This is a genomic window from Pseudomonas fluorescens, assembly GCF_001307275.1.
GTDB lineage: Bacteria > Pseudomonadota > Gammaproteobacteria > Pseudomonadales > Pseudomonadaceae > Aquipseudomonas > Aquipseudomonas fluorescens_AA.
On record NZ_CP012831.1, the window covers coordinates 2921778 to 2941216 of the forward strand.

The following is a 19439-nucleotide window of genomic DNA, read 5'->3' on the forward strand; positions in this document are numbered from 1 at the left end:
CTCGCGCCAGTTGCGAGCGAAGCTGGTAGACTCCGCCGCCATTATGATCCGACTTCAGAACCTGACTTTACAGCGTGGCCCGCAACGTCTGCTAGAAGACGCCGAGCTGACCCTGCACGCCGGCCACAAAGCCGGCCTCATCGGTGCCAACGGCGCCGGCAAATCGAGCCTGTTCGCCTTGCTGCGAGGCGAGCTGCACCCGGACTCGGGCGATTGCCTGCTGCCGGCAGACTGGCGTATCGCTCACATGCGCCAGGAGGTCGACACCCTCGATCGTCTGGCGGTGGACTACGTGCTCGATGGCGACCTGCGCCTGCGCCAGGTGCAACACGACCTGGCGGCGGCCGAAGCGGCCCACGACGGTGCCGCACAGGCCCGCCTGCACGCGGAGCTCGACAGTGCCGACGGCTATACCGCCGATGCCCGCGCGCGCAAGTTGCTCGCTGGCCTGGGCTTTACCAATGAACAGATGGACCGCCAGGTCGGGGACTTCTCCGGTGGCTGGCGGATGCGCCTGAACCTGGCGCAGGCCCTGATGTGCCCTTCGGATCTGCTACTGCTCGATGAGCCGACCAACCACTTGGACCTCGACGCCATCATCTGGCTCGAAGACTGGCTCAAGGGTTACCCGGGTACGCTGCTGCTGATTTCCCACGACCGCGATTTCCTCGACGCGGTGGTGGATCACGTGGCCCATGTCGACCAGCGCAAGCTCACCTTGTACCGCGGCGGCTACAGTGCCTTCGAGCGCGCCCGTGCCGAACGCCTGGCCCAGCAACAACAGGCCTACGAGAAGCAACAGGCGCAACGTGCGCACATGGAAAGCTACATCGCCCGCTTCAAGGCCCAGGCCACCAAGGCCCGTCAGGCCCAGAGCCGGATCAAGGCGCTGGAGCGGATGGAAGAGCTGTCGGCGGCCCACGTCGATTCACCGTTCGATTTTGTCTTCCGCGAATCGACCAAGATTTCCAGCCCGTTGATCGACCTGTCCGACGCGCGCCTGGGTTATGGCGACAAGACCGTGCTGGAGAAGGTCAAGCTGCAACTGACCCCGGGTGCACGGATCGGTCTGCTGGGCCCCAACGGTGCCGGTAAGTCGACCCTGATCAAGAACCTTTCGGGCGAACTCCAGCCATTGGTTGGCCGCCTGACCCGAGGCGAGAACACCGTCGTTGGCTATTTCGCCCAGCACCAGCTCGACTCCCTGGACTCCAAGGCCAGCCCGCTGCTGCACCTGCAACGCTTGGCGCCAACCGAGCGCGAGCAAACCCTGCGCGATTTCCTCGGTGGTTTCGATTTCCGCGGGGCGCGCATCGACGAGCCGGTGTTGAATTTCTCCGGTGGCGAAAAGGCGCGTCTGGCGCTGGCGTTGATCGCCTGGGGCCGGCCGAACCTGTTGCTGCTCGACGAACCGACCAACCACCTGGACCTGGAAATGCGCCTGGCCCTGACCATGGCCTTGCAGGAATTCACTGGCGCGGTGCTGGTGGTGTCCCACGATCGGCATTTGCTCAAGAGCACCACGGATAATTTCTTCCTGGTCGCCGACGGCAAGGTCGAAGAGTTCGACGGTGACCTGGAAGACTATGCCCGTTGGCTGGTGGAATACCGCCAGCGCAACGCGCTGGTCAGCAACACGCCGGTCAACCCGGACAAGACCGACAAAAAGGCCCAGCGCCAGGCCGCCGCCGCATTGCGCCAGCAACTGGCGCCGCACAAGCGTGAGGCCGACAAGCTCGAAGCCGAGCTGGGCAAGCTGCATGAAAAGCTGCAGAAAATCGAAACCAGCCTGGGCGACAGCGGTCTCTACGAGGCGGCGCGCAAGGATGAGTTGCGTGACCTGCTGGCCGAACAGGCCAAGCTGAAGGTTCGGGAAGCGGAGCTCGAGGAGGCGTGGATGCAAGCGCTGGAACTGCTGGAAAACCTGCAAGCGGAGTTGGAGGCGTTGTCCTGATGGAAGCGTTGGCGTTGCCTGTTCCTGTCATGTGGATCGAGCCGATCTGGCTCGGTGTGCAAATCCTGCTGATCCTGGTGGCCGGTTATGTCTCGCAGCGCTTCGTCGCGCGTGCGCTCACGGGCCTGGGTGAGCGTTACCCGCTTCCACCCCAACTGGTGATTATCCTGCGGGGCGTGCTGCGCTGGCTGATCATGGGGACTGCGGTGCTGGTGGTGCTCGAACGCCTGGGCGTCTCGGCCACGGTGCTGTGGACGGCTCTGTCGGGTTTTGTCGCGGTGGCAGCGGTGGCGTTCTTCGCCATCTGGAGCGTGCTGTCCAACCTGTTCTGCGCCGTGTTGATCTACACCGTCGGACCGTTTCGCCTGGGCGATGTGGTCGAGCTGGTGGACACCACCGACAAGCCCGGCATCAAAGGGCGCGTGGTGGCGATCAATCTGCTGTACACCACGCTGATCGAGCCCGAGGAGCTCGGCACCGGCAGCGCCATGGTGCAAGTGCCCAACAGCCTCTTCTTCCAGCGCTCGGTACGGCGCTGGCGTGGCAGCGAAGCGTTTCCGGTGGGTGGGTTCGTCGAATAACCTGGCCTCGCCGATTGGCTTTTTTTGCAAAAAAGCGATGGTCAATCCTGCGGCGGCGCATTAGCTTAGTCGTTTTCGACGAATCCGAGCCGAGGTGTGCAATGGTGCTGGAAACATGGCTGGCGTTTTTCGCCGCCTGTTGGGTGATCAGTCTTTCCCCGGGCGCCGGCGCCATTGCATCGATGTCCAGTGGCTTGCGCTACGGTTTTTGGCGCGGGTACTGGAATGCCCTGGGCCTGCAATTGGGCCTGGCGCTGCAAATCGTGATCGTCGCCGCCGGTGTTGGCGCGATCCTCACGGCGTCGGCCACCGCGTTCTATGCGATCAAGTGGTTCGGCGTGGCCTACCTGGTCTACCTGGGGGTCAAACAGTGGCGAGCCATTCCCGGTGACATGACTGATGACGCGGCCCCGCGGCCCATCGGCAAACCCCTGGCACTGGTGTTTCGCGGCTTTCTGGTCAACGTCAGCAACCCCAAGGCGCTGGTGTTCATGCTGGCGGTGTTGCCGCAGTTCATCAATCCCCATGCACCGTTGATCCCGCAATACCTGATCCTGGGCGTCACAATGATCGTCGTCGATCTCATCGTCATGGCCGGGTACACCGGGCTGGCGTCCAAAGTCCTGCGCCTGCTGCGCACACCGAAGCAGCAACGGCGGATGAACCGCGCCTTCGCGGGTATGTTCATTGGCGCGGCGGGTTTGCTCGCGACGATTCGCAAGGCTGCGGTGTAAAGCAAAACCTGTGGCGAGGTTACTTTGTGGGAGCAAGGCTTGCCCCCACAAGACCTCTGCGCCACAGAGCATTCGCTCAGCTATTCAGCGCAGGATCACCGGCGCGGTATCCCGGGGCAGGTTATTGCGCTGCATCGGCTCGCCGGGCTGTTGGTAGCTCGGGCCACCGAGCTGTTCGCTCAGCTGCCGCGCCACGTCTTCACCCAGGGCCTTGGACACTTCGCGCACCACCCGTGGACGGTTGAGGCTGATGCGCACGTCCCGGTGGTTCAACAACTTGGTGTCCTGGCCTTCGCCCATGGCCGTAAAGGCCGAGGTGATTTCGTAGGTCTTGGTGTTGATCAGGCTGAAGTCCGCCACCAGGGTCAGCGCCAGCACGGCCGAGTAGCTGTCGGTATTGGCCAGCTCGTTGATGTCGCGGGTGAAGTCGATGTCCGACACCGTGCCGAACAGAACGTAGTCGGCACCCTTGAAGTTCCCGGCCTTGATGCGCTTGATGACGTCATAGACGTCGCCACTGGACGCCGCCGTGTGGGGCGTGCCCTGGGTCAGCTGGAACATCCCGCTGCGCAGGATCTCGCCCTTGATGTCGCCGGTGAACTTGCGCAGTTCGCCCTGCTCGATGTAGCTGCTGGTGGCTTCCATCTCGTCGTAGCTCGAGGAAGCGCTGGCACTGTAGGGGTTCGCCTGGAAGTTGCTCTGCGCTGAAACGGTGTGGATGTATTCCTCCACCCGCTCCTGGTACGCCAGGTCGGTCACCGCGACTTTTGGGGCCGCCTGCGCGCTGAATGCGCAGGCCAGGGCCATGATGCCTATCCATGTGCGCATGGCTTAGCGCTCCGTGGTCTTGCGGATTTCTTTTTCGTCCATCCACTCGGCCAGACCGCTCTCGACGTCGATCAATTGCAGGCTGAATTTGTAGAAGACGTCCTTGTAGTCGCTGCTGCGCTTGACGATCGAGCTGATGGAGCCCTCGAGACGGTACTTGGCCGCGATCATGTTGCCGGTCTTGGCCACGGTGCTTTTCTTGTACAGGCCGCTCTGGTTCTGCAGCTTGAGCTGGTCGACCTGGCTGTCCATGGCGGTGTTGTCGCTGGCGAAACGGGCGGCGCCAGTCTTCATCAACTGGGTCTTGATGCTGGTGGTGATTTCGCGGGTGTCGATGTATTCGCTGGTCTTGTTCTTCACGTCATAGACCTGGACCACCGGGCGACCCTGCAGGATGCCGGACTGGGCCAGGGAGCGGGTCATGGACTCGGCGATCATTTGCAGGTCGGTGGAGCCGAACTCGTTGGTCACGGTTTCCACGGCCTTGGTATCGCCGTAGCTGATGTTCTTGTTGCCCAGGACCGGCGAGTTGTTGGCACAGCCGCTGACCAGCAGGGCGGCGAGGGCGAGGGATGAAATGCGTACGAACATGTAAGGGCTCTCGAAAACTGAAAAAGGGATAACGCGTCACTCGGGCGTTTGTTGTGGGAGCGAGCTTGCTCGCGATAGCCGTGTGTCAGTCACATCATGGCTGGCTGATCCAGCGCTATCGCGAGCAAGCTCGCTCCCACAGTTTTTTGCGTTTTTAAGGGGTATTGATTTCCAAGCGGAAGTCCACGGCCTTGGGCGTCGGGGCGATGGCCGGCAGGAAGCTGGTCTGTTCGCCGTACAGCGTCAGGCTTTTCCAGGTTTCTTCCTCGGCGATCGGAAAACCTTCCGGCCCCAACCAGGCAAAGCGGTAGTACATCGTCTTGTTGTTGTAGCTGGTGTTGCTCAACTGGACATTGACGGTCATGTAGCCGTTTTCCCGGGCCACGCGCATGGCGCCGACCACGATGTTCTTGGTCTTGCCCATCGCCACGACCTTGCTGGCGGCGCTGCCCGGCTCTGGTGGCGGCGGGGTGGCGCAACCGGCCAGCAAGGCCAGGGCGCCGACGGCGATCAGTTTTAAACGCATGTGAACAAGACTCCGTTCTTAAGGTTGCTTGAGGGCAATGGCGGTCGGGTTGGCGCTTGGCATCACCTGGGCCGCGAGGCCACCGGCGAACACTTGGTTACCCACCGCGCGAAGGCTGATGACCTGGTAGCGCTGGTCGACGGTGACCTTGACCACCGAGCCGCCCACGGCACTTGGCAAGGTGACCTGGTGCTCGCCTTTCTTCAGGCGCAGGCGCACCACCTGGGTGTAGTCGGGCAGGGTGCGCCAGGTCCGGGTGTCGGCCCCTTCGAATACCGCCGAGGTCAGGCCGACGGCCAGGCCGGCCAGGGGATTGGTCTCGTTGATCTGCTTTTGCGCCACGCCACGGGTGACGGCGCGCACGGTGGTGCGCAGGATGATGCCCGGCATGTCGTCGCGCAGGGCCCGACGGGACATGGCGGTGGTGCTGTTGAGTTGGGTCAGGTCCAGCTGACGGCCGTCGACACCGATCTGGCCGAAGGTGGCCGTGGAGGTGTCAGGCTTGATCAGTGGGAACGACAACGGCGTGATGACCAGGTTGCCGCTGATTGGCAAAGGCAAGGGAATGCGGATCGAATCCCGGGACGGTGCCAGGCCACTCTGCACCACAATCAGGATGTCGCTGTCGTCGCTCTTGGCGGCGGGCTTGTCGAGGTCACGCAGGGCCTGCTCCAGCAACGGTGTGTTGGGGCGCAGTTCGGCGGCCTTGCGATAACCCGGTGCGGCCAGGTCCTTTTCACCCAGGGCTTCGTAGACGAAACCGGCCAGGTAATGGCTGAACGCGCTCTGGTAGCTGTTCTTGAGGCTGACCACTTCCGGGGCGTCGAGGCTGGCCACCGGGTAACCCTGGAGGTCCTTGTATTCGGTCTTGACCCCTTGTTTCTCGGCTTCTTCCTCGCGCTTGAGGTATTCCTTGTCCCGCAGGTCGGCGATCACCGCTTCGCGTTCGTGGGTCTTCTTGATCTGGGTCCGCGCGCCGTCGAAGTCATTCACCGCCAGCAGATTCAGGGCCATCTGCGTGGTCAGCATGACCTTTTCGTAATCGTAGCCTTCGTAGCGGCGGACTTTATCGTTGACCAGGAAACTGCCGAACTGGGCCAGGTACTTGGCCGTGTCGAGCTTGACCGCATCTTCCCACTGGGCAACTTGTTGGTCGGCGCTGCTCCAGGCGGTCTGGCTGCCGGACAAGTCGCCCTTGGCACGCAGCAGTTCACCTTTCTCGAAGTAATACAGCAGGTCCTTGTCTTGGCTGGAGTTGTTCTTTTCCAGCAGGGTCAACGCGCCGTCGACATTGCCGGACGCCAACTGCTGGTTGGTCTGGGCCAATTCGCTGTCATAGTTGCGAAAGGCCGAGCAGCCGGACAACAAGGTGATCGCGCCGAGGGCGACCGAAAGAACGGCACGGGATGCCATGAACATTTTCTTCCCTGATAGCAGCCGTGGTGTGCGGGTCGGGCTGGGGCGATCCCACGGACAAGCGTCGGTACGCTGTCGGTTCCTCATAAAAAGAGGAGCTTTTATGCCATCGAATGATAAGAAGGCGGCGGGATTATAAACATGGCGCTTGGCTATGTAATGGCTTTTCAATTCCTAAATGCTGTTTTTGTGACATCACCTCCAAAGCATGAAAATCCGATGAAAATCGGCTCCCAAGCCACATCCGCCCTTGAGCCGAAGCCATTGGAAGTGAACAATGTGTTACTTCTTATTACCAACTGAGAGTCATTCATGACTGCGCCGTACCGTTTCCTGGCCTGGCTTGTACTGCCATTGCTTGCTTTGTGCAGCACTGCGCTGCAGGCCGACACCCTCGAGAGTGCCCCCCAGGCGCTGCATTTATTGGATTACATCGGGGCGGATTACCCGGCGACGGTCGAGGCGGGCAAGGTCATCGGCGAGGCGGAGTACCGCGAGCAGTTGGAATTTACCCAGGCGCTGGAAGGGTTGGTCGCCGGGTTGCCGGCCAAGCCGGAAAAGACTGAACTGGTCCAGGGCATCGGCACCTTGCGCACGGCGATCACCCAGCGCCAGGACGGCGGCGATGTTGCGCGCCTGGCGCGGCAACTGGGGGCCAAGCTGGCGGTAGCGTATGAAGTCAGCCAGGCACCGGTGATCACGCCCGACCCCACCCGCGGCGCGCCGCTGTATGCGCAGAATTGCTCGGTGTGCCACGGCGCCAACGGTGCCGGCGACGGTCCTGCCGGTGTTGGCCTGGAACCGCCGCCCGCCAACTTGCGCGACGCCCAGCGCCTGGATCGCCTGAGTCTCTACGCGATCTACAACACCCTCGGCATGGGCATCGAAGGCACCGACATGCCGGCCTTCGCCGATCAGCTCGACGACCGTCAGCGCTGGGACCTGGCAACCTACATCGCCAGCTTCAGCGCCGACCCGGCCGCGGCCAAAGGCGAACAGGTCTTCAATCTCGCTGACCTGGCGCGCCAGACCCCGGCCGAAGTGCTCGCCGCGCAAGGCCCCGCAGCGGCGGCGACATTCCGTGCCCAGCGCGCCCAGCCGCCGCAGGTGCAACGTGGCCCGGCGCAGTTGCTCGACTACACGGCCGCCACCCTGGATAAAAGCATCGCCGCGTATCGCGCCGGTGACCACGACCAGGCCTATGACTTGTCGGTAGCGGCTTACCTGGAAGGTTTCGAGCTGGTGGAAAGCTCGCTGGACAACGTCGATGCCAACGTGCGCAAGGACACCGAAAAGGCCCTGATGGCCTACCGTCAGTCGTTGCAGGACGGTTTGCCGGTGGAGCAGGCCGTACAGCGCCTGGACACGGCCAAGGCCAAGTTGAAGGAGTCCGCTGGCCTGCTGGGTGGCGATGGCTTGAGCTGGTCGCTGAGCTACATCTCCGGGTTGCTGATCCTGCTGCGTGAAGGGTTGGAGGCGATCCTGGTGCTGGCGGCGATCCTGGCGTTCCTGCGCAACACCGGCCAGCAGTCGGCGGTGCGCAGCGTCAACGTCGGTTGGGGCCTGGCGCTGCTGGCCGGCCTGGCGACCTGGGGGCTGGCGGCGTATGTGATCGACGTCAGCGGCGCCCAGCGCGAGCTGCTCGAAGGCGCGACGGCGTTGTTCGCCAGTGTGATGGTGCTGTGGCTCGGGGTCTGGATGCACGACCGTCGTCACGCGGCGGCCTGGCAGGATTACATCAAGAGCAGCCTGGTGGGCGGCGGTGGTCGGTTTGGTTTTGCGATCCTGGCGTTCTTCTCGGTCTATCGTGAACTGTTCGAAGTGATCCTGTTCTACGAAACCCTGTGGTTGCAAGCGGGTCCTGCCGGGCATGACGCAGTGCTGGCCGGCGGCGCGACGGCGCTGGTGTTGCTGGTGGGGCTGGCCTGGGTGATCCTGCGCGGCTCGGCGAAACTGCCGCTGGCGCTGTTCTTCAGCATCAACGCCGCGTTGCTGTGCGCACTGTCGGTGGTGTTTGCCGGCCATGGCGTGAAGGCGTTGCAGGAAGCCGGGATCTTCGGCACCCACCCGGTGGCGTTCTTCGACTTCGACTGGCTGGGCATTCATGCCGATGCCTATTCGCTGGCCGCTCAAGTGGTGGCGATCCTGGCGATCGTGGTGCTGTATGGGCGCAGTTGGGTGGCGGAGAAGCGTCGGGTCCAGGTTTCCTGAACAGCGGCATTCGCTGCGCTCATGATCGCGAGCAAGCTCGCTCCCACAGGATGTAGGCTGTCCTGTGTGGGAGCGAGCTTGCTCGCGATGCATTTAAAAAGAGGAACAACCCCAATGCGCGTATGGATCGACGCCGATGCCTGCCCCAAGGCGGCGAAGGAGCTGGTGGTCAAGTTCGCCCTGAAGCGCCGGTTCGAGGTGGTGCTGGTGGCCGGTCAACCGCAGATCAAGCCGGCCCTGGCCTGTGTGAAATTGATCGTGGTGCCCAGCGGCCCCGACGCGGCGGACGACTACCTGGTGGAACACGCCGTGCCGGGTGAGTTGGTGATCTGCAGCGACGTGCCCCTGGCTGATCGGTTGGTGAAGAAGGGCGTCGCGGCCCTGGACCCGCGAGGCAAGGAGTTCGATGCGCAAAACATGGGCGAGCGGCTGGCGGTGCGAAACCTGTTCACCGACTTGCGCGAACAGGGTCATATGGGCGGCGGCCCGGCCGCGTACAGCGAGCGGGACAAGCAGGGGTTTGCCAATGCTTTGGATCGGATATTGACGCGTCTGACCCGATTGCCTTGAATCATGCCCACCCCCCTGTGGGAGCGAGCTTGCTCGCGATACGGTGTATCAACCAATGCAAATGTAGCTGAACCGACGCTATCGCGAGCAAGCTCGCTCCCACAGGGGCTCGGCGTGTTGCTAGGCATCATTCTCGTGCGTCAGCTCCAACACCCGGTCCACCAGCTTGTTGATGCCTGAAGCCGCTTCGCTGATGTTCTGGGCCAGCATGTAGGCCGGGGTGCTGACCAATTTGCGCGCGCGGTCTTCGACGATGTCGGTGACTGCGCAGTCTTCGTGAGTGCCACCCATTTTGCCCACGGCTGCCGCCGTGTCCGGGTCGTTGCCGATGGTGCACGTCACCCCCGGGCCATAGATTTTGGCCGCCAGGGCCGGGGAGATGCAGATCAGCCCGACCGGTTTACCCGCCTCGGCAAAGGCCTCGGTCAAGGCCAGGACCTCTGGCTGGATGGTGCAGCCGGCGCCTTCGACGGCAAAGTTGGAGAGGTTTTTCGCCGAGCCAAAACCACCGGGTACGATCAAGGCGTCGAAATCCTCGGCCCTGGCTTCACGCAAATCCTTTACGTTGCCCCGGGCGATCCGTGCCGACTCCACCAACACGTTGCGGCTCTCGGGCATTTCCTCGCCGGTCAGGTGATTGATCACATGCAGTTGGGCAATGTTGGGGGCAAAGCACTGGACCTGCGCCCCGCGCTGGTCGAGACGCAGCAAGGTGATCACGCTTTCGTGGATCTCGGCGCCGTCATAGACGCCACAGCCGGAAAGGATCACTGCAATTTTTTTGCTCATGGGCTTTTCTCCAGATTCATGGCGTTAAATGTCTACTAATTTGTCACTCGTTGCCATAGGGGGATCGGGCAGCTACACCTAATCTGCCGACTATCTCCTTGCCTCGCGTGCCTGGGTTGCGTCATGAACTTCATCCTGTATGCCGTGCCGTTCTTCTTCGTGCTGATCGCCGTCGAGTTGCTGGCCGATCGCTGGCGGGGTGTGAGCCACTACCGCGTGGCGGATGCGATCAACAGCTTGAGCACCGGCGTGCTGTCGACCACCACGGGCCTGTTGACCAAAGGCGTGGGGCTGCTGACCTATGCCTTTGCGCTGAAACACCTGGCCGTCATCGAACTGCCTGCCGACCGGGCCTGGACCTGGGTGTTCGCCTTCGTGCTCTACGACCTCTGTTACTACTGGCTGCACCGCATGGGCCATGAGCGCAACATCCTCTGGGCCGCCCATTCGGTTCACCACCAAAGCGAGGACTACAACCTGTCCACCGCGTTGCGCCAGACCAGCACCGGGTTCCTGTTGAGCTGGATCTTCTACGTCCCGCTCGCCGTGCTGGGCGTGCCGCTGGTGGTCTTCGTCAGCGTCGCGGCGTTGAATCTGCTGTACCAGTTCTGGGTCCACACCCAGCACATTCCCAAGCTCGGCTGGCTGGAGTGGTGCTTCGTGACGCCGTCCAATCATCGTGCCCACCATGCACAGAACCCTCTCTACATGGATCGCAACTACGGCGGGGTGTTCATTATTTGGGACCGTCTATTTGGCACCTTCCAGGAAGAAGACGATAACGAACCGGTGATTTTTGGCGTGACCACGCCGCTGGCGAGTTGGAATCCGTTGTGGGCCAACCTGCAGTTCTATGCACAGTTATGGGCCGATGCGCGGCGGGCCGGGCGCTGGAGGGACAAGCTGCGGATCTGGTTCATGCCCACCGGCTGGCGTCCGGCGGACGTCGCAGCCCGGTACCCGCTGAACAAGCCGGACCTGAGCCAGTTCCGCAAATTTGCCGTGCCGCTGGACCCGCGCCAGCAGTGGTACGTGGGGCTGCAGTTCTGCGTCTACATTGCCTTGGGCAGTTATTTGATGAACCTTGAAAGCAGCCTGCCGGTCGCCGCCCTGGTGCTGGGGTGGGGCGCGGTGGCCTTCGGTCTGTTCGTGTTGGGCGTGGCCCTGGAGAATCGCCCGTGGGCGCTGAAACTGGAGCTGCTGCGGCTGGCCTCGAACCTGCCGCTGGTGTGGCTGGCGCCCTTGGCCGGGTTGTGGCCGGCCAGCGCTGTGGCCTGGGTCGGGCTGCTCAGCTACAGCCTGCTCAGTGGCATCGGGCTGTATTGCTGCCGCAGCCGGTTTACTCGGTTGGCGTCGTAGGTGCGTCGGATCTGGTTTGTTCCAGGCGTTCAGCTTCGAGGACTTTCCTGGCCAGCCGCGCATTCTTGATGCGTCGGCGCAACCACAGGACCAGGCCCAGCACCAGCAGCGCGCCGAGTACCCACAGCTCGTATTTCTTGATGCTGCCCAACATGCCTTCCAGCACGGCGCCGAAGTGGTACGCGGCAGCGGCCAGGGCCGTGGCCCAGATCGCCGCACCGATGCCGTTGAGCAACAGGTAGCGGCCCGGCGGGTAGCCTGACAGGCCGATCGCCACTGGCATCACCGTGCGCAGGCCATAGACGAAGCGGAAGCTCAGCACCCAGATGTCTGGATGCCGGCGGATGTGCTCCAGCGCGCGATCCCCCATCAACTGCCAACGCGGCTTGCGCGCCAGGAGCTTGCGGCCGTGCTTGCGTCCCAGGAAATACCACAGCTGGTCGCCCGCGTAGCTGCCGCAGAAAGCCACGACCACCACCAGGTTGATGTCCATATAGCCACGGAACGCCAGGAAACCTGCGAGCACGAGGATGGTTTCGCCTTCGAAGAACGTGCCGATAAACAAGGCCAAGTAGCCGAAGTCATGCAGAAATTGTTGGAGCATTGTCTGGGTGCTGGCGAAATGAACGCGCAGCCTAACCCTTCAGGCACATTCAGGAAAGTATCGAAATGTGTCTCGACGTGAACAATTCCTACAGAAGACAATGACTGCGACTACCGGTCGCGCCTTAGCAAAACTGTCACGCGTTCGTCATAATGTCCGCTTATAACTGTCACGCTCGCCCGTCTGCGGGCTCAGGAGTCTGCCGTGAGCTTTACCCCCGCCAATCGTCTGTTCCCTGCTACCCGCCTGCGTCGCAACCGCCGTGATGAGTTCTCTCGTCGGCTGGTGCGTGAAAACGTGCTGACCACCGATGACCTGATCCTGCCGGTATTCGTGCTGGACGGTGAGAACCGTCGCGAAGCGGTGGCGTCGATGCCCGGGGTGGAACGCCTGACCATCGACCTGCTGCTCGAAGAAGCGGCCCAGTGGGTCGAACTGGGCATTCCGGCGCTGGCCCTGTTCCCGGTGACCCCGCCGGCTCTCAAGTCCCTGGACGCCGCCGAAGCCTGGAACCCGGAGGGCATCGCCCAACGTGCGACGCGTGCCCTGCGTGCGCGTTTCCCGGAGCTGGGGGTAATCACCGACGTGGCGCTGGACCCGTTCACCACCCACGGGCAGGACGGTATCCTCGATGAAGAGGGCTACGTGCAGAACGACATTACCGTCGATGCACTGGTCAGGCAGGCGCTGTCCCACGCCGAGGCCGGTGCCCAGGTGGTGGCCCCCTCGGACATGATGGACGGGCGCATCCAGGCGATCCGCGAAGCCCTCGAGGTGGCCGGTCACGTCAACGTGCGGATCATGGCCTATTCGGCCAAGTACGCCAGCGCCTATTACGGCCCGTTCCGCGATGCGGTCGGCTCGGCCCTGAACCTGGGCAAGGCCAACAAGGCCTCTTATCAGATGGACCCGGCCAACAGTCAGGAAGCCTTGCACGAAGTGGCGGCTGACTTGTCAGAGGGTGCAGACATGGTCATGGTCAAGCCTGGCATGCCCTACCTCGACATTCTTTGCCGGGTCAAAGACGAATTCAAAGTGCCGACCTTTGTTTATCAGGTCAGCGGCGAGTACGCCATGCACATGGCCGCGATCCAGAACGGTTGGTTGGGCGAAGGGGTGATCCTGGAGTCCTTGACCGCTTTCAAACGCGCAGGTGCCGATGGCATCCTGACTTACTTTGCCGTGCGCGCCGCCCAATTGTTACGAGAGCAGAAATAGCCTCCCAGGAACTTGCGATGAATACCGAAGGACTCTCCGAAGTTGCCGTAAAAGACGCTCAACCCGTGGTCGAGCAAGTTGCCGAAACACCGCCGGAGCTGGAGCCCGCTCCCCCGGCCGTCATCGAGCCCGCCCCGGCGCCGGCGATTGCCATTCCGAACCTGGATGACAGCAGCCTGTACATCCATCGCGAGCTGTCGCAACTGCAGTTCAACATCCGCGTGCTGGAGCAGGCGCTGGACGAGTCCTATCCGCTGTTGGAACGGCTGAAATTCCTGCTGATCTTTTCCAGCAACCTGGATGAGTTCTTCGAAATCCGCGTGGCCGGCCTGAAGAAGCAGATCACCTTCGCCCGTGAACAGGCGGGTGCCGACGGCTTGCAACCGCACCAGGCCCTGGCCCGCATCAGCGAGTTGGTCCATGGCCATGTGGACCGGCAATACGCGATCCTCAACGACATCCTGTTGCCGGAGCTGGAAAAGCACCAGGTGCGCTTCATCCGCCGGCGCTACTGGAACACCAAGATCAAGACCTGGGTGCGCCGCTATTTTCGCGACGAAATCGCGCCGATCATCACGCCGATCGGTCTCGATCCGACGCACCCGTTCCCGCTGCTGGTCAACAAGAGCCTGAACTTCATCGTCGAACTGGAGGGCATCGACGCCTTCGGTCGCGATTCCGGCCTGGCGATCATTCCGGCGCCGCGCCTGTTGCCGCGCATCATCCGTGTGCCGGAAGATGTCGGCGGCCCCGGCGACAATTATGTGTTCCTGTCGTCGATGATCCACGCCCACGCCGATGACCTGTTCCAGGGCATGAAGGTGAAGGGTTGCTACCAGTTCCGCCTGACGCGTAACGCCGACCTGTCGGTGGACACCGAGGACGTCGAAGACCTGGCCCGGGCCCTGCGCGGCGAACTGTTCTCCCGTCGCTACGGCGATGCGGTGCGCCTGGAGGTGGCCGACACCTGCCCGAAACACCTGTCCGACTACCTGCTCAAGCAGTTCAACCTGCACGAGACCGAGCTGTATCAGGTCAACGGTCCGGTCAACCTGACCCGACTGTTCAGCATCACCGGCCTGGACAGTCACCCTGAGCTGCAATATTTGCCGTTCACGCCGCAGATCCCGAAACTGCTGCAAAACAGCGAGAACATTTTCAGCGTGATCAGCAAGCAGGACATCCTGCTGTTGCACCCGTTCGAGTCGTTCACGCCGGTGGTCGACCTGCTGCGCCAGGCCGCCAAGGACCCTCACGTCCTGGCGGTGCGCCAGACCCTGTACCGCAGCGGCGCCAATTCGGAAATCGTCGATGCCCTGGTGGACGCGGCGCGAAACGGCAAGGAAGTCACGGCGGTGATCGAATTGCGCGCCCGCTTCGACGAAGAATCCAACCTGCAACTGGCCAGCCGCCTGCAAGCGGCCGGCGCGGTGGTGATCTATGGCGTGGTCGGCTTCAAGACGCACGCCAAGATGATGCTCATCCTGCGCCGTGAGGCCGGTGAGATCGTGCGTTACGCCCACTTGGGCACCGGCAACTACCACGCCGCCAACGCCCGCCTGTACACCGACTACAGCCTGCTGACCTCCGACGATGCCTTGTGCGAAGACGTCGGCAAGCTGTTCAGCCAGTTGATCGGCATGGGCAAGACCCTGCGCATGAAGAAACTGCTGCACGCGCCGTTCACCTTGAAAAAGGGCATGCTCGACATGATCGCCCGGGAGACGCAGTTCGCCCTGGACGGCAAGCCGGCCCACATCATTGCCAAGTTCAACTCGCTGACCGATCCGAAGATCATCCGTGCGTTGTACAAGGCCAGCCAGTCGGGCGTGCGCATCGACCTGGTGGTGCGGGGCATGTGCTGCCTGCGGCCGGGCATCCCGGGGGTGTCCCACAACATCCATGTACGCTCGATCATCGGGCGGTTCCTGGAGCATACCCGGGTGTTCTACTTCCTCAACGGCGGGGAGGAGCAGATGTTCCTGTCCAGCGCCGACTGGATGGAGCGCAACCTCGACAAGCGGGTCGAGACCTGCTTCCCGGTGGAAGGCAAGAAGCTGATCCTGCGGGTCAAAAAGGAATTGGAAAGCTACCTCACCGACAACACCCACAGCTGGAGCCTACAGTCGGATGGCCGTTACATCCGCAACACGCCGACCGGCAACCAGAACCCGCGCAGCGCCCAGGCGACGTTGCTGGAGCGCTTGAGCAGCCCGGTGTTGGCGGTTCGTTAAAAAACAGGGGAGGCAGGCTTGGTTTGTGTGGCGAGGGAGCAAGCTCCCTCGCCACAGAGATCTGTGTTGTAGCCGGGCTCAGTGAATGTTCAGCACAATCCCGACCCGGGTCAGCCACTCGGCTTCCTGGGCGAAGTCGGCCTGGGTCAGCTGGTTTTCTTCCAGCCATCCGTCGGGGAACATCACGTCCAGTTGATCGCCGTCGGCATGCAGGGCGACCTGGGGCATTTCCTGGGTGCCACGGATGTGGTGGAACAGGATCGCAAAGCGCAGCAGTACGCACAGGCGAATCAGCTTGATGCCGTCATCGCCGAACTCGGCGAATTTATCCTTGGGAATGTTGCGCCGGTGGCCGCGCACCAATAGCGCGAGCATCTGCTGGTCTTCCCGGGAGAAGCCCGCCAGGTCCGAGTGCTCGATCAGGTAGGCGCCATGCTTGTGGTAGTGATAGTGGGCAATGTCCAGGCCCACTTCATGGACCTTGGCGGCCCAGCCCAGCAGTTCGCGCCAGACCCCGTCGTTCAAGTCCCAGTCATCGGCCACCTGGTCGAAGGCATGCAGTGCCTTGCGTTCAACCCGTGCGGCCTGCTCCAGGTCGACGTGATAACGCTCCATGAGCGAGCCCAGGGTGCGTTCACGCACGTCTTCGTGATGATGACGTCCCAGCAGGTCGTAGAGCACGCCTTCGCGCAGAGCGCCCTCGCAGTGGTCCATGCGTTGCAGTTCGAGGGCGTCGAAAATCGCTTCGAGGATCGCCAGGCCCGCCGGGAAAATCGCCCGGCGGTCGGGCTTGATGCCTTCGAAATCGATCTTGTCCGCTTCACCGAGCTTGAACACCCTGCGCTTGAGCCAGGCCAGGCCTTCGGCGTTGACCTCGCCAGTACCGTGGCCGCCAGCCTTGAGCGCCAGGCCGATGGCGCGAATGGTCCCGGAGGAGCCGATGGCTTCGTCCCAGGTCAGGCGGTGCAGGGCGTGTTCGATGCTCATGATTTCCAGGCGCGCCGCGGTGTAGGCCTGGGCGTAGCGGGCCGGGGTGATCTTGCCGTCGCGGAAATAACGCTGGGTGTAGCTGACGCAGCCCATCTGCAGGCTTTCGCGCAACAGCGGTTCGAAGCGCTGGCCGATGATGAATTCGGTACTGCCACCACCGATGTCCGCCACCAGGCGCTTGCCCGGGGTGTCGGCCAGGGTGTGGGAGACGCCAAGGTAGATCAGGCGGGCTTCTTCACGGCCGGAGATGACTTCCACCGGATGGCCGAGGATCTCTTCGGCGCGACGGATGAATTCGCCACGGTTGCGCGCCTCGCGCAGGGCGTTGGTGCCGACGATCCGCACCGCGCCCAGGGGCATACCGTTGATCAGTTGGGCAAACCGCTTGAGGCAATCGAGCCCGCGCTGGATGGATTCTTCGCTGAGCTTGCGTTCTTCGTCGATGCCGGCGGCCAGTTGGACCTTCTCGCCGAGCCGCTCAAGAATGCGGATTTCCCCGTTCTGGGCTTTTGCGACGACCATGTGGAAGCTGTTGGAGCCCAGGTCGATGGCGGCGATCAGGGACAGATTCTTGGCTTGGGATGGCGGCATGGTCAAAAAGTCTCGGTCGATAACCTCGCCATCCTGCCACGATCGACCGCTTACGCCAACGCAAAGGCGACCGCTTCGCGGTCAATCGCGAGCAAGCTCGCTCCCACACGTGTTTTGTCTCGCTTGCGCAATAGCCGGCAACCGAGAACCTGTGGGAGCGAGCTTGCTCGCGATGAGGCCAGAACCGGCACCGCAAACCTCAGGCCACAGGCTCGACCGTCCCGATGAAATTCGCCAGCTCCGCGGTCTGCGGATCGGCGAACAGCACCTTGGGATCGCCCACCTCATGCACCTTGCCTTGGTGCATGAACACCAGTTTGTCGCCCACTTCCCGGGCGAAACGCATTTCGTGGGTGACCATGATCAGGGTCATGCCTTCCTTGGCCAGTTGCCGCACCACGCTGAGCACTTCATTGACCAGTTCAGGGTCCAGGGCCGAGGTGATTTCGTCGCACAGCAGCACTTTCGGCGACATCGCCAGCGCGCGGGCAATCGCCACCCGTTGCTGCTGGCCGCCGGACAACCGGTCGGGGAAGGCATCGAACTTCTCGCCAAGCCCGACCCGTTCGAGCATCTGCCGCGCCAGCTCGGCCGCCTTGGCCTTGGGCACTTTTTGAACAACTTGCGGCGCGAGCATCACGTTCTCGCCCACCGTCAGGTGCGGGAACAGGTTGAATTGCTGGAACACCATTCCGACTTTCTGCCGCAGGCTGCGCAGGTCGGCGCGGGCGGCATCGAGGTATTCGCCGTCGACTTCGATCACGCCGTCGTTGATCGACTCCAGGCCATTGAGGGTGCGCAGCAAGGTGGATTTGCCCGAGCCGCTACGGCCGATGATCGCCACCACCTGGCCTTCCTCGACGGTCAGATCGATGCCTTTGAGCACGTGATGATCGCCGTAGTATTTATGCAGGGCGGTAATTCTAAGCAGAGGCATGCAGTCTCCTTTCCAGGTAGCGCGCACTGAGGGACAAGGGGTAGCAGAGCAGGAAGTAACCGAGGGCGACCAGGCCATAGACCATGAACGGCTCGAACGTGGCGTTGGCGAGCATGCCGCCGGTCTTGGTCAGTTCGGTAAAGCCAATGATCGACGTCACGGCGGTGCCTTTGACCACCTGCACGGAAAAGCCCACGGTCGGCGCCACGGCGATGCGCAGGGCCTGGGGCAGGATCACGTAGCGCAACTGCTCCAGCGGGTTGAGGGCCAGGCTCGCCGAGGCTTCCCACTGGCCGTTGGAAATCGAGTCGACACAACCGCGCCAGATCTCCGCCAGGTAGGCACTGGTGAACAACGTCAGGGCAATGGCCGCCGCCATCCACGGCGAAATCTCCACGCCGGCCAGGGCCACGCCGAAGAACACCAGGAACAGTTGCATCAACAGCGGCGTGCCCTGGAACAACTCGATGTAGGTGCGGGCGATGTTGCGGGGCAGGGCGCTTTTGGAGATGCGCAGCACCATCACCAGCAGGCCGATTACGCCGCCGCCGATAAACGCCACCAGCGACAGCGCCAGGGTCCATTGCAGGCCGGTGAGCAGGTTGCGCACCACGTCCCAGAAAGTGAAATCGCTCATTGGCCGCTCCTGGCAATGTAGCGGCGCCCCACCCAGTTCAGGAACTGGCGGATCAGCAGCGCCATGCACAAATAGATCAGCGTGGTCAGTGCGTAGGTTTCAAAGGCGCGGAAGTTGCGCGACTGAATGAAGTTGGCGGCAAAGCTCAACTCTTCGGTGGCGATCTGCGAACAGACCGCCGAGCCGAGCATCACGATGATGATCTGGCTGCTCAGGGCCGGCCAGACCTTGCCCAATGCCGGCAGCAGCACCACGTGGCGGAAAGCCTCGAAGCGGCTCATGGCCAGGGCCGCGGCCGCTTCCAGTTGCCCCCGCGGGATGGCCTGGATACCGGCGCGGATGATCTCGGTGGAGTAGGCGCCGAGGTTGATCACCATCGCCAGCACCGCCGCCTGCCATTCGGAAATCTGCAGGCCCAGGGACGGCAAGCCGAAGAAGATGAAAAACAACTGCACCAGGAACGGCGTGTTGCGGATCAATTCCACGTACACACCGAAGAACGCCGCGAACGGACGAATGTTCCAGGCCCGCACCACGCCGCCGACGATGCCCAGGCCGACCCCGAGCAACGTACCGATGGCCGTCAGTTCCAGGGTGAACAGCGCACCGCGCAGCAGCAGCTCGGTGTTTTGCACCACCGGCAGAAAATCGAACTGATAAGCCATGCTC

19 protein-coding genes are annotated in these 19439 nt (G+C 62.6%); 9 read left to right on the forward strand and 10 right to left on the reverse strand.

Annotated features, from left to right (window positions below; genetic code table 11):
- Positions 1–43: 43 nt before the first annotated feature.
- The 3 genes from AO356_RS12845 to rhtB all read left to right on the forward strand — a co-directional run bounded on the left by AO356_RS12845 (position 44) and on the right by rhtB (position 3269).
- Positions 44–1954: an ATP-binding cassette domain-containing protein gene (locus AO356_RS12845; protein WP_060740108.1), complete on the forward strand. Its 1911-nt coding sequence runs from the start codon at positions 44–46 to the stop codon at positions 1952–1954.
- Positions 1954–2535 (forward strand): mechanosensitive ion channel family protein, encoded by a 582-nt coding sequence (locus tag AO356_RS12850; RefSeq protein ID WP_060740109.1) that lies wholly within the window; start codon positions 1954–1956, stop codon positions 2533–2535. Before AO356_RS12845 ends, AO356_RS12850 begins: the two co-directional genes overlap by 1 nt.
- A 101-nt stretch (positions 2536–2636) precedes the next feature.
- Positions 2637–3269, forward strand: coding sequence for a homoserine/homoserine lactone efflux protein (gene rhtB, locus AO356_RS12855; protein ID WP_060740110.1), 633 nt, complete (start codon positions 2637–2639; stop codon positions 3267–3269).
- Positions 3270–3353: 84 nt separating this feature from the next.
- Here the strand turns inward: rhtB and AO356_RS12860 are convergent, their stop codons facing one another.
- The 4 genes from AO356_RS12860 to AO356_RS12875 form a co-directional block, all read right to left on the reverse strand.
- On the reverse strand, positions 3354–4097 hold the full coding sequence (locus AO356_RS12860; protein WP_060740111.1) for a hypothetical protein: 744 nt from the start codon (positions 4095–4097) through the stop codon (positions 3354–3356).
- A gap of 3 nt (positions 4098–4100) precedes the next feature.
- The gene (gene lpoB / locus AO356_RS12865) at positions 4101–4688 is read right to left on the reverse strand and encodes a penicillin-binding protein activator LpoB (protein WP_003177333.1); all 588 of its coding nucleotides are present in this window, start codon (positions 4686–4688) and stop codon (positions 4101–4103) included.
- A 154-nt stretch (positions 4689–4842) separates the two neighbouring features.
- Positions 4843–5214, reverse strand: a complete 372-nt coding sequence (locus AO356_RS12870; protein WP_003206754.1) for a YcfL family protein — start codon at positions 5212–5214, stop codon at positions 4843–4845.
- Between the two features lie 18 nt (positions 5215–5232).
- Positions 5233–6627: a COG3014 family protein gene (locus AO356_RS12875; RefSeq protein ID WP_060743111.1), complete on the reverse strand. Its 1395-nt coding sequence runs from the start codon at positions 6625–6627 to the stop codon at positions 5233–5235.
- Positions 6628–6771: 144 nt separating this feature from the next.
- Between AO356_RS12875 and AO356_RS32725 the strand changes: the two genes are divergently transcribed.
- The 3 genes from AO356_RS32725 (at position 6772) to AO356_RS12885 (ending at position 9411) form a co-directional block, all read left to right on the forward strand.
- A complete protein-coding gene (locus AO356_RS32725; protein ID WP_160320217.1) occupies positions 6772–6933 on the forward strand; it encodes a hypothetical protein in 162 nt (53 codons plus the stop codon).
- A gap of 9 nt (positions 6934–6942) precedes the next feature.
- A complete protein-coding gene (locus AO356_RS12880; protein WP_060740112.1) occupies positions 6943–8841 on the forward strand; it encodes an FTR1 family protein in 1899 nt (632 codons plus the stop codon).
- Positions 8842–8955: 114 nt separating this feature from the next.
- A complete protein-coding gene (locus AO356_RS12885) occupies positions 8956–9411 on the forward strand; it encodes a YaiI/YqxD family protein (protein ID WP_060740113.1) in 456 nt (151 codons plus the stop codon).
- Between the two features lie 120 nt (positions 9412–9531).
- Here AO356_RS12885 and elbB read toward each other — a convergent pair whose 3' ends face one another.
- Positions 9532–10200 (reverse strand): isoprenoid biosynthesis glyoxalase ElbB, encoded by a 669-nt coding sequence (elbB, locus tag AO356_RS12890; protein ID WP_060740114.1) that lies wholly within the window; start codon positions 10198–10200, stop codon positions 9532–9534.
- A 123-nt stretch (positions 10201–10323) separates the two neighbouring features.
- On the opposite strand from elbB, the gene AO356_RS12895 reads away from it, so the two are divergent.
- Positions 10324–11559 carry a sterol desaturase family protein gene (locus AO356_RS12895; protein WP_060740115.1) on the forward strand — a complete coding sequence of 412 codons (1236 nt, stop codon included), beginning with the start codon at positions 10324–10326 and terminating at the stop codon, positions 11557–11559.
- Here AO356_RS12895 and AO356_RS12900 read toward each other — a convergent pair.
- Positions 11540–12163, reverse strand: a complete 624-nt coding sequence (locus AO356_RS12900; RefSeq protein ID WP_060740116.1) for a DedA family protein — start codon at positions 12161–12163, stop codon at positions 11540–11542. The two genes, AO356_RS12895 and AO356_RS12900, sit on opposite strands and share 20 nt — an antisense overlap.
- Before the next feature lie 204 nt (positions 12164–12367).
- Between AO356_RS12900 and hemB the strand changes: the two genes are divergently transcribed.
- Both hemB and ppk1 read left to right on the forward strand, forming a co-directional pair.
- On the forward strand, positions 12368–13381 hold the full coding sequence (gene hemB, locus AO356_RS12905) for a porphobilinogen synthase (RefSeq protein ID WP_060740117.1): 1014 nt from the start codon (positions 12368–12370) through the stop codon (positions 13379–13381).
- Between the two features lie 17 nt (positions 13382–13398).
- Positions 13399–15615: a polyphosphate kinase 1 gene (gene ppk1 / locus AO356_RS12910; RefSeq protein ID WP_060740118.1), complete on the forward strand. Its 2217-nt coding sequence runs from the start codon at positions 13399–13401 to the stop codon at positions 15613–15615.
- Between the two features lie 78 nt (positions 15616–15693).
- Here ppk1 and ppx read toward each other — a convergent pair whose 3' ends face one another.
- The 4 genes from ppx to AO356_RS12930 all read right to left on the reverse strand — a co-directional run bounded on the left by ppx (position 15694) and on the right by AO356_RS12930 (position 19435).
- Positions 15694–17196: an exopolyphosphatase gene (gene ppx / locus AO356_RS12915; RefSeq protein ID WP_060740119.1), complete on the reverse strand. Its 1503-nt coding sequence runs from the start codon at positions 17194–17196 to the stop codon at positions 15694–15696.
- Between the two features lie 199 nt (positions 17197–17395).
- Positions 17396–18133 carry an amino acid ABC transporter ATP-binding protein gene (locus tag AO356_RS12920; protein ID WP_060740120.1) on the reverse strand — a complete coding sequence of 246 codons (738 nt, stop codon included), beginning with the start codon at positions 18131–18133 and terminating at the stop codon, positions 17396–17398.
- Complete coding sequence (locus AO356_RS12925; protein ID WP_053126442.1) at positions 18120–18770, reverse strand: amino acid ABC transporter permease; 651 nt, start codon at positions 18768–18770, stop codon at positions 18120–18122. The genes AO356_RS12920 and AO356_RS12925 overlap by 14 nt, the downstream gene beginning before the upstream one ends.
- A complete protein-coding gene (locus AO356_RS12930) occupies positions 18767–19435 on the reverse strand; it encodes an amino acid ABC transporter permease (RefSeq protein ID WP_060740121.1) in 669 nt (222 codons plus the stop codon). The genes AO356_RS12925 and AO356_RS12930 overlap by 4 nt, the downstream gene beginning before the upstream one ends.
- Between the last annotated feature and the right edge of the window lie 4 nt (positions 19436–19439).

Bases quoted from the DNA above. Each gene is read 5' to 3' on its own strand.
- AO356_RS12845 (WP_060740108.1), top strand. From the start codon at position 44: ATGATCCGACTTCAGAACCTGACTTTACAGCGTGGCCCGCAACGTCTG.
- AO356_RS12850 (WP_060740109.1), top strand. From the start codon at position 1,954: ATGGAAGCGTTGGCGTTGCCTGTTCCTGTCATGTGGATCGAGCCGATC.
- rhtB (WP_060740110.1), top strand. From the start codon at position 2,637: ATGGTGCTGGAAACATGGCTGGCGTTTTTCGCCGCCTGTTGGGTGATC.
- AO356_RS12860 (WP_060740111.1), bottom strand. From the start codon at position 4,097: ATGCGCACATGGATAGGCATCATGGCCCTGGCCTGCGCATTCAGCGCG.
- lpoB (WP_003177333.1), bottom strand. From the start codon at position 4,688: ATGTTCGTACGCATTTCATCCCTCGCCCTCGCCGCCCTGCTGGTCAGC.
- AO356_RS12870 (WP_003206754.1), bottom strand. From the start codon at position 5,214: ATGCGTTTAAAACTGATCGCCGTCGGCGCCCTGGCCTTGCTGGCCGGT.
- AO356_RS12875 (WP_060743111.1), bottom strand. From the start codon at position 6,627: ATGGCATCCCGTGCCGTTCTTTCGGTCGCCCTCGGCGCGATCACCTTG.
- AO356_RS32725 (WP_160320217.1), top strand. From the start codon at position 6,772: ATGGCGCTTGGCTATGTAATGGCTTTTCAATTCCTAAATGCTGTTTTT.
- AO356_RS12880 (WP_060740112.1), top strand. From the start codon at position 6,943: ATGACTGCGCCGTACCGTTTCCTGGCCTGGCTTGTACTGCCATTGCTT.
- AO356_RS12885 (WP_060740113.1), top strand. From the start codon at position 8,956: ATGCGCGTATGGATCGACGCCGATGCCTGCCCCAAGGCGGCGAAGGAG.
- elbB (WP_060740114.1), bottom strand. From the start codon at position 10,200: ATGAGCAAAAAAATTGCAGTGATCCTTTCCGGCTGTGGCGTCTATGAC.
- AO356_RS12895 (WP_060740115.1), top strand. From the start codon at position 10,324: ATGAACTTCATCCTGTATGCCGTGCCGTTCTTCTTCGTGCTGATCGCC.
- AO356_RS12900 (WP_060740116.1), bottom strand. From the start codon at position 12,163: ATGCTCCAACAATTTCTGCATGACTTCGGCTACTTGGCCTTGTTTATC.
- ppk1 (WP_060740118.1), top strand. From the start codon at position 13,399: ATGAATACCGAAGGACTCTCCGAAGTTGCCGTAAAAGACGCTCAACCC.
- ppx (WP_060740119.1), bottom strand. From the start codon at position 17,196: ATGCCGCCATCCCAAGCCAAGAATCTGTCCCTGATCGCCGCCATCGAC.
- AO356_RS12920 (WP_060740120.1), bottom strand. From the start codon at position 18,133: ATGCCTCTGCTTAGAATTACCGCCCTGCATAAATACTACGGCGATCAT.
- AO356_RS12925 (WP_053126442.1), bottom strand. From the start codon at position 18,770: ATGAGCGATTTCACTTTCTGGGACGTGGTGCGCAACCTGCTCACCGGC.
- AO356_RS12930 (WP_060740121.1), bottom strand. From the start codon at position 19,435: ATGGCTTATCAGTTCGATTTTCTGCCGGTGGTGCAAAACACCGAGCTG.